We start from the raw sequence: 2,715 nt of genomic DNA, 5'->3' as shown, positions 1-2,715 counted from the left end.
CCGTGGGGCGGTTTGCTGGCTTGCCTGCACATTGCCAGCGGAGGGCCTTCCTCCATCTTAATTACAGCACTGAACCTTTCCGTAACTTACTCGAAGTTAGTGATTGGTTTCATTCAGAGCACACATGGGCTACAACGGTCTTGCTAAGTTGCGTGGGCGATTTAAAAGAATTTACTTTTCAAACCGCGCGGAAGCAAGCCGCATAAATTTGTTTATATTTTTAAGCAAACCAAATCTAGGTGGCTTGCTGGTGTTTCTTAATTGAACTAAGCTTTCAAAATGCTCGTCACCGCCCATGAAATTTAGCTTTTGTTGTAACCCGTTTTCATCTTATTTTCAATAATTCTCCATCATCGAACCCAGTCGTTATGGCTTTAGCATTCTTAATCAATGTCTTATTTAGAGTACCATCCGATTCCAATTGATAGAATGCTTTATTGCTGAGGTTGAGAATAGTTTCCCATGGCTCGTTTTGCACTTCTTCAGGCAATCTTAAGTATCGATATGGTTTTGATGGAGGTTCAATGCATGCCCAATCATCATCTTCTTCTGAGTATTCAAAAGCTCCAACAAAATACTTCACAAATCCTTGCTCACTTTCCATTAATCCCAAATTAAACGCGATTACAGAATCTGGAGGAGTTCCATCTTGCTTTTCAATATTGTTAAGCCATTTAATTATTTCTTTTTTCATCGTTTTCAATCATGTTTTTATAATTCTTGGTTTTGCTTTCATAGATCTTGAATATTGGGAATCCATGAAATTCAGCTGGTAGGTCTATTCTTTTCCTGTTTTTAGCTATATAAACGTTTATCGAATTAAAAGGTCCCATAATTGGAGCTAATCCACAGAATATTTTGTCAATTGCTTCATGTTTTCCATACTTAATGATGAATAATTTTTCGACTTCTTTGAAAATATCCCATTCCGTTTTATCATATGGATTCAATTTTTGACAAATCGACTTTTTCTCGTCAAGATTTAGTTTTATGAATTTAGATTTGTTCACTATTTTGCTTCTAAATGGGTTACAACGGGCTTGCTAAGTTTTCGTGGGCGATTAAAACAGTTGTCTTATCAAACCCCTAAATAAGCAAGCCGCATAAATTTGTTTATATTTTTGAACAAACCAATTAAAGTGGCTTGCTGGTGTTTATTAATTGCACTAAACTTTCGAACTGCTCGTCACCGCCCATGAAATTTAGCTTTTGTTAGCAACTTTACTTTATTCTAATTTATTCAGCAGTTTATTTAAAATTGGATCTTCCTGTGCCATATATTCCTTTGCTACGTATGGAATTTCAATATCTGGCACTAAAATTCCATCTGAACTTTTTGTATTCTCATTATACTGGACTGTCGATACAATTAAATTTTGATAAGCCCATGTACTTATTATATCACCAAAGTTTAATGAATTGTGATCAAGTGATTCCCCAACAAGAGTGCCGAGGTTGTTATATTGGAAAATATTTGCAAACGAAGCTGCAACAGAAGCTGTAGACTTGTCAATCATCAAATAATAATTCATTTTCCCCTGATACAGGTCTTTGTTTAGAGGCGCATTTCTAACCATTAATTTATTCGGGAACTCAACTAGATCACCTTTCTTATACTCCTTTAAGAATTTATAATCTCCTTTAGTTTTTGACGAAACTTTTATGAATTGAGATTTCATATAAGGTAAAGAATCTTTATCTGACATAAGTGAAAACATAGCATCAAGTTTGTAACCACTACCTCCAGTATTTCCTCTTAAGTCAATGATGAAATTAGTATACCCTTTTGCTTGCGTCTTTTCTATCTGATTCTTTAATTCTTTGTATATAAATTTATTCCCTGTGAAACTCGATATTTTACAATAACCTGTTTTAAACTCGTCAATTAGATTTCCTGTACAATATCTTTCATTGGTTGCATAATTAGAACTAACACCTTCAACAATTAATTCTTCAACTTTACCACTTCTAATAACAACGATTTTATATTTTTCAGAATAGGTTAATTGAGACTGCAACTGCATAACGTAACCTTTCATTGATCTCCAAGTTGGGTAAATGTATTTCTTGAATTCACCTATTTCATAACCATTTATACTCAAAAGATGATCACCCTTTTTTAAACCTTCAACGTATGACTTTTTTATCAGCAATGTGTCATTGATATTATAAATCTCAAATGGCAAAACCTTGAGCTGTTTAAACTTTCCCTTGAAGCCTTTGTCTACCTGTAAACTTGGATAGTAAATAAGGTGAGGATCTACATAATGAAATAGGTCAGTAAGACGTCTCATCTCAAGTGTAAAATCAACATGACTCAACAATTTACCTTCATTATCGCTCACAATTTTATTAGCTAAAGAATCAACAATTAGAGTGTCGATATCTAAATAAATATTGGGATGTATATCAGTGATATATTTTCTAAGTGTGTCAACCTTACCTGCTGTAATCAAATTGGTTTCACGTGGTTGAATCAATTCATAATTGATTTTTCTTGACGAAACACATCCTATTAGTTGTATTGCAACTATTATTAGTAAAAAATTCTTTCCTGTCATTTGTATTGTTGATTTTGTATTGTTGCTAACGGTTGATGGTATGGCCAGTAAGGGAGAGCGGAGTGATAACTTATCAGTGTACATTGAATTTGATGCGAGTTAAAACCAACGCATACCTCTCAAACCCTTATTGGCTATACCATATGTTAGGTGC

General features: G+C 33.9%; 4 protein-coding genes. 1 reads left to right on the top strand and 3 read right to left on the bottom strand.

Annotated elements, in window-relative coordinates:
* A partial coding sequence (locus DWB61_RS17835; protein WP_225423418.1) for a hypothetical protein occupies positions 1 to 206 on the top strand: 206 nt, incomplete at its 5' end.
* A 119-nt stretch (positions 207 to 325) separates the two neighbouring features.
* Here DWB61_RS17835 and DWB61_RS17480 read toward each other — a convergent pair.
* The 3 genes from DWB61_RS17480 to DWB61_RS17470 form a co-directional block, all read right to left on the bottom strand.
* Positions 326 to 694 (bottom strand): hypothetical protein, encoded by a 369-nt coding sequence (locus DWB61_RS17480; protein ID WP_125032226.1) that lies wholly within the window; start codon positions 692 to 694, stop codon positions 326 to 328.
* The gene (locus DWB61_RS17475) at positions 675 to 1,010 is read right to left on the bottom strand and encodes a hypothetical protein (protein WP_125032225.1); all 336 of its coding nucleotides are present in this window, start codon (positions 1,008 to 1,010) and stop codon (positions 675 to 677) included. The genes DWB61_RS17480 and DWB61_RS17475 overlap by 20 nt, the downstream gene beginning before the upstream one ends.
* 216 nt (positions 1,011 to 1,226) lie before the next feature.
* Complete coding sequence (locus DWB61_RS17470; protein ID WP_158614461.1) at positions 1,227 to 2,561, bottom strand: S41 family peptidase; 1,335 nt, start codon at positions 2,559 to 2,561, stop codon at positions 1,227 to 1,229.
* Positions 2,562 to 2,715 lie beyond the last annotated feature (154 nt).

The sequence above is a fragment of the Ancylomarina euxina genome, assembly GCF_003863355.1.
Taxonomy (GTDB): Bacteria; Bacteroidota; Bacteroidia; order Bacteroidales; family Marinifilaceae; genus Ancylomarina; species Ancylomarina euxinus.
The sequence above is the reverse complement of the archived record's forward strand: the minus strand, read 5'-3'. Positions and strand labels throughout refer to the sequence as shown.

Excerpts from the sequence above, each read along its gene's own strand:
- DWB61_RS17470 (WP_158614461.1), bottom strand. The coding sequence starts at position 2,561 with ATGACAGGAAAGAATTTTTTACTAATAATAGTTGCAATACAACTAATA.
- DWB61_RS17480 (WP_125032226.1), bottom strand. The coding sequence starts at position 694 with ATGAAAAAAGAAATAATTAAATGGCTTAACAATATTGAAAAGCAAGAT.